Consider the following 5,412-nt stretch of genomic DNA (forward strand, 5'->3'; position numbering starts at 1 on the left):
CGTTTTGCTTACTTTTGCGCTTTTCAAAAGTGAGCCGCTGTAAAAGCGGAACCATTAGCAGCCGTGACCGAAGAAACGGATATGTACTCGGTCTGATCCAGCATCCTGGTCGGCCCTGAGGCCGTCATCGGGGGCAAGCCCCCTCCCACAGGGGATCTTCGCTGCTTTAAGCATTTCGTTCGCTTAACTGACTGGCATTAGGGCAAGCCCCCTCCCACAGGGTATCTCCACTGTCAGTTGGCTGTTGACAGCACGCGGCAAACCTCCACAACCTGCACCTCTGCCCGCCCTGCCCCTGAGGCCGACCTTGGACTATTTCGCCGCCCTGACCGCCTTCGTCGAAGCCGCCGAAGGCAACAACTTTTCCCGCGCAGCCGAACGCCTGGGCATCAAGGCCTCCACCGTTTCACGCTACGTGAAGGACCTTGAGCAGGACCTGGGCATCGCGCTGTTCAACCGCTCCACACGCACCCTGCACCTGACCGAAGGGGGCCAGACGTTCCTGATGCACGCCCGCAGGGTGCTCGATGAACTGGAACACGCCAAAGCGGCGACGTCGGCGCTGAACCAGCAGCCGCGCGGGTTATTGAAGCTCAACCTGCCGCCGGCCTTTGCCCGTCACCATATCCTTCCGGCCTTGAACGACTTTCGCCTGCGCTACCCGCAGATCGGCGTCGAGCTGGTGCTGGATAACGCCCAGGTCAACCTGATTCACGCCGGCGTCGATCTCGCCATCCGCATTGGCGCGCTGGCCGATTCCACGCTGAAAGCGCGCAAACTCTGCGACGGCCACTACCGCCTGGTGGTCAGTCCGGCATTCGCCATGCAGCACCCGCCGCCCTCGACGCCGACCGATCTTGCCAGTGTGCCTGCGGTACTGGGTACACAGGCCATGAGCGATATGACCTTCGTCGCCGACGGCCGCGTAGCGTCGTTGGTGCATGGCGACTGCATCCGGATCAATGACCTGGACGCGCAATTGATCGCCGCGCGCCAGGGATTGGGGTTCGCGCTGTTGCCGGACTGGCTGGTGGCCCGCAGCCTCAAGGCCGGTGAGTTGGTGGTGTGGCTGCCACAATGGCGCGTCCAGGGCGTCGAACGGGCGTTTGCCGTGTGGTTCGTCTACCCGCCCAAGCGCATCGTGTCGTCCAAGGTCCGCTGTTTTATCGACTTTATCGTCGAGCGCCTGGGCGAGACGCCGGACTGGCACTGACTCAACTGAAGCGAATATCCAGAGCACGCAGGTAGGTTTGCAGCCCCGCGTCCTGGATCGGAATCAGGAACGCCTCGGTGTCGGATTCGTTGAAGTGCGCATGCCAATACCCCGGCGGCGTCACGAAGGCCAGGCCAGGCGCCCAGTCGACCCGCACCGGGTTGCGAATCTGCCCGTCCGGCTCCAGCTCGGTGCCCACCAGGGAGTAGCAACCGGGCGGGCAGTCAATGATGAAATCCAGGGCTATCGACTGATGGCGGTGGGGCTTTTGCACCGACCCGGCCGGCAGGATTCCATACATCGCCCACAGCACGTGCGTCACTGTGCGGGTTTGGGGAAAGTTGCGGTTGCCCAGCAGGATACTGATGCGGCTGCGGTCCTGGGCACGCGGATCATCGGCGGCTTCGCGCAGCTTGGCGTTGGCCAGTGCCGCCGGGTACAAGGTGGGCGTGAAGCGATCGGCGCCGGCTGTCACGCCCAGGTAACGCAACAACGGTTCATCGTGCACATAGTAGAGACGCGCATCCTGGCTGGCGCTGAACTGCGCCTCCTGCCGGCCGGGCAGCGCGATAAAGCAGCCCTTGGACCATTCAATCGTGGACTCGCCCTGAACCGTACGGCCCGCTCCGGCGATCACGTAGAACACCTGCGAAGTGGCGTTGGGCTGCAAGGTGAGCGTATCGCCGCGATTAAGCCGCATGAAGTTCGCGCACAGCCCCGGACCGGTCGCCGGGCCTTCACAGCCCAGGGCGTCACTGAGGTCCAGCGGGACTATGCGCGATGGGCCGCTGTCGTACAGCGCGGCGGGAAAGCTGTGGTAGGGAATGCGCGTGATGAGATTGGCACTGATGGGATTGGCCGCCTTGCTGTACTCGAAGTACTCGGCGTCCACTTGGTTGATGGCACTCAGGGCGGGATCGAATTCACGGTTCATCAGGCTTACCTCAGTCTTGGGCTGGTGTGCACAGCACGGTCGAGCACTGCGCCGGTGGATGAACTATAGGCATCGCGCGCCAGTGAATGAATCGCCAACGCCGCACAGCAGTTGTGCAAAACGGGGCAGTCAAACCACATCCCATGCCCGCAAACGTCATAAACCCCTGCCCGTCCCGTGGTAATCTCGCGCCACCACGAATAGACATTGATCGTCACTTGACGATGACCAAAGCCAGGAAAGAACATGCCCAAGATTTCTCACTCAGCGCTGCGCCGCAACTTTCGCGAACTGCTTGCCAAGCCAATCTGTGTCGAAACCGCCTCGGTTTTCGACCCCATGTCCGCGCGTATCGCGGCTGACCTGGGCTTTGAGGTCGGTATCCTCGGCGGCTCCGTCGCCTCCCTGCAGGTACTGGCGGCACCCGATTTCGCGTTGATTACCCTGAGTGAGTTCGTCGAGCAGGCCACCCGTATCGGCCGTGTCGCGCAGTTGCCGTTCATTGCCGATGCCGACCACGGCTACGGCAACGCCCTCAACGTGATGCGCACGGTTGAAGAACTGGAACGCGCCGGCGTTGCGGCGCTGACCATCGAAGACACCCTGTTGCCTGCGCAATTCGGGCGTAAATCCACGGATTTGATCTCCGTCGAGGAAGGCATCGGCAAGGTCAAGGCGGCCCTCGAAGCGCGTGTCGACCCTGAACTGTCGATCATTGCCCGCACCAACGCCGGCGTATTGCCCACCGAAGACGTGATCGCCCGCACCCGGGCCTATGAAAAGGCCGGTGCCGACGGGATCTGCATGGTCGGCGTCAAAGACTTCGACCACCTGGAAAAAATCGCCGAAAAGCTCACGGTACCGCTGATGCTGGTGACCTACGGCAACCCGCAGTTGCATGACAGCGAGCGCCTGGCCAGCCTGGGCGTGCGCATCGTGGTGGCCGGGCATGGCGCCTACTTTGCCGCGATCAAGGCCACTTACGACAGCCTGCGTGCGCAACGCCAACTCACCCACAGCACCTCCAACCTCAGTGCCACGGAGTTGACCCACACCTACACATTGCCGGAAAGCTATGTGGCGTGGGCTGAAGAATTCATGGATGTGAAAGAGTAACGACCGCGCCGGTGCTGGTCCTGGCGATCAGCACCGGGGCGCGCTTTTAATGGATCAGCTTCAACCCACCCAGCCCACTGCGGCCTTGGGAATAACCTCCGACTCGTCCAGCTTGGACGCAAACATGCTCACCGCCTGCACCGCATCGCTGGTGCTGGTGCGGATCTGCAAAATCACCGATCCGGCCTGATCGGCCAGGTTCACCCCGCGCTGCGCGCCTTCCTGGGTGGCGTTCATGCTGCTCACGGCATCCCGGGTTTCGGTCAGGATCATGCCGATCATCTCAGCGATTTCCGCAGTGGAGCGGCTGGTACGCCCCGCCAGTTGCCGGACCTCATCGGCCACCACCGCAAAGCCGCGTCCCTGATCACCGGCGCGCGCCGCCTCAATGGCCGCGTTAAGCGCCAACAGGTTGGTCTGGTCGGCAATCCCGCGAATGGTGTTGACGATCGCGGTGATCTGCTCGGAGCGGTCGCCCAACTGCCCTACCAGGCGCGCCGAGGCGCCGATATTATCGGCAATGCGGCGCATCTCGGTGGCAGTGTCCTGGATGACCTGAGTGCCGTGCTCGGCAAAGCGTTCGGTCTCCGACGAAATATGATAAGCCCGCGACGCTCCCCGCGAGTCCTCCTCGAACTTCTCCACGCGCTCGGTGATATCGCTGGCGAACTTGACGATCTTGATCAACTTGCCGTCACCGTCGTAGACCGGGTTGTAACTGGCCTCCAGCCACACGACCCGGCCGTGTTTGCCGAGTCGTTTGAACTGACCGGTGAAAAACTCACCGTTGTTCAAACGTCGCCAGAAATCGGCGTATTCACTGCTGCTGATCAGGCTCGGCTCGCAAAACAAACGGTGGTGCTTGCCTTTGAGTTCCGCCAGCGAATAGCCCATCACCTGCTGGAAGTTGGCATTGGCGTCCAGTACCTGGCCGCTCAAATCGAACTCGATAACTGCCATCGCCCGGTCCAGTGCAACGAGTTTGCTGCGGGTGGCGGCTTCCTGCTCGACCTTGGCGGTGACATCCAGCGCGTATTTGACCACCTTCAGCACCTGCCCGCGCTCATCCAACAGCGGGTTATAGCTGGCCTCCAGCCAAATGGTCGCGCCGCTGCTATGCATGCGTTTGAAGGTGCCGGAGACAAACTTGCCGGCGCGCAGGTCGCTCCACAACTGAGCGTAGGCCGGGCTGCCGGTGAGGGCTGGAAAGCAAAAATCGCGATGGGTCTTGCCGGCCAATTGGTCGCGGGTATAGCCCAGGGTATTCAGAAAGTTATCGTTAGCACGCAACACCTTGCCGTTGAGGTCGAACTCGACGACGGCCATGGAGCGTTCGAGTGCAGCAATCAGTCCTTTGTACTCATCGACTTCGACCGTCCTGGCCGCCAGTTCTTGTTTGAGTTTCGTGTTGAACATGATGTTGCCCTCAACGTGCAGAGAATCAGTCTCTAACACGCTATCGGCGCGGCTTTGAGCGACTTTACCTCGCGCAGGATTTTCTTTTTTGACGTCAAAAAACTACTGACGGCTACCGTGACCCGCAGGTCCTCAATGGGTAGACTGCGCGGCAACGTTTACGCCCTACGCGAGAGGTTTTCATGGCAAACCACGATCTGCAGTTCACCCCTGATCCGGATGCAGGGTCCATCTCATCCGACGTGATTGGTTTCAACGGCATCCTGGTGTCCACCCAGATCCCCACCCACGCCGACGGCAGCCTGGAACTGGGCGATATCACGGCGCAAAGCGAATGCACCCTGCAAGCCCTGAAAGTCGCCCTGGAAAAAGCCGGCAGCTCCATGGACCGGGTGATGCACCTGACCATCTACCTCACCGACATGGCTGACCGCGCCGCGTTCAACGACGTGTACACGCGCTTTTTCGCCAAGCCCTGGCCGGTACGAGCTGCGGTGGGCGTTGCCGAACTGGCGGTCAAAGGCATGCGGGTTGAAGTCACCGCGATGGCCGCCAAGGGCTGATACCCGGGGATACTGTTGATCGTTCCCATGCTCTGCGTGGGAATGCCGCCTGGGACGCTCCGCGTCCCGCCGACAAAATGTGGGAGGGGGCTTGCCCCCAATGGCGGCCTCTGGGCCGACCAGGATGTTGGATCAGACCGAGTACATATCCGTTTCTGCGGTCACGGCTG

Annotated in this window: 5 protein-coding genes and 1 pseudogene; 3 read left to right on the top strand and 3 right to left on the bottom strand. The window is 61.5% G+C overall.

What is annotated here, in order from left to right; translation table 11 throughout:
* Window positions 1-307 precede the first annotated feature (307 nt).
* The gene (locus BFP90_RS16385; protein ID WP_065897408.1) at window positions 308-1,213 is read left to right on the top strand and encodes a LysR family transcriptional regulator; all 906 of its coding nucleotides are present in this window, start codon (window positions 308-310) and stop codon (window positions 1,211-1,213) included.
* Between the two features lies 1 nt (window position 1,214).
* On the opposite strand, the gene BFP90_RS16390 is transcribed toward BFP90_RS16385, so the two are convergent.
* Window positions 1,215-2,147: a cupin gene (locus BFP90_RS16390; RefSeq protein ID WP_065897410.1), complete on the bottom strand. Its 933-nt coding sequence runs from the start codon at window positions 2,145-2,147 to the stop codon at window positions 1,215-1,217.
* A gap of 246 nt (window positions 2,148-2,393) precedes the next feature.
* Here BFP90_RS16390 and BFP90_RS16395 point away from each other — a divergent pair, with 246 nt between their 5' ends.
* Window positions 2,394-3,263, top strand: a complete 870-nt coding sequence (locus tag BFP90_RS16395; RefSeq protein WP_065888139.1) for an isocitrate lyase/PEP mutase family protein — start codon at window positions 2,394-2,396, stop codon at window positions 3,261-3,263.
* A gap of 60 nt (window positions 3,264-3,323) precedes the next feature.
* Here BFP90_RS16395 and BFP90_RS29635 read toward each other — a convergent pair whose 3' ends face one another.
* Together BFP90_RS29635 and BFP90_RS29640 are read right to left on the bottom strand one after the other, a co-directional pair.
* Complete coding sequence (locus tag BFP90_RS29635) at window positions 3,324-3,908, bottom strand: methyl-accepting chemotaxis protein (RefSeq protein WP_370671700.1); 585 nt, start codon at window positions 3,906-3,908, stop codon at window positions 3,324-3,326.
* Between the two features lie 3 nt (window positions 3,909-3,911).
* Window positions 3,912-4,679, bottom strand: a pseudogene (locus BFP90_RS29640) (PAS domain-containing protein); the annotation flags it as partial.
* A 182-nt stretch (window positions 4,680-4,861) separates the two neighbouring features.
* Between BFP90_RS29640 and BFP90_RS16405 the strand changes: the two are divergent.
* The gene (locus BFP90_RS16405; protein ID WP_065897412.1) at window positions 4,862-5,242 is read left to right on the top strand and encodes a RidA family protein; all 381 of its coding nucleotides are present in this window, start codon (window positions 4,862-4,864) and stop codon (window positions 5,240-5,242) included.
* The last annotated feature ends 170 nt before the right edge of the window (window positions 5,243-5,412 follow it).

Source organism: Pseudomonas sp. 24 E 13, from assembly GCF_900004715.1.
GTDB classification, from domain to species: Bacteria; Pseudomonadota; Gammaproteobacteria; order Pseudomonadales; family Pseudomonadaceae; genus Aquipseudomonas; species Aquipseudomonas orientalis_A.

Bases quoted from the DNA above. Each gene is read 5' to 3' on its own strand.
- BFP90_RS16390 (WP_065897410.1), bottom strand. From the start codon at position 2,147: ATGAACCGTGAATTCGATCCCGCCCTGAGTGCCATCAACCAAGTGGAC.
- BFP90_RS16395 (WP_065888139.1), top strand. From the start codon at position 2,394: ATGCCCAAGATTTCTCACTCAGCGCTGCGCCGCAACTTTCGCGAACTG.
- BFP90_RS16405 (WP_065897412.1), top strand. From the start codon at position 4,862: ATGGCAAACCACGATCTGCAGTTCACCCCTGATCCGGATGCAGGGTCC.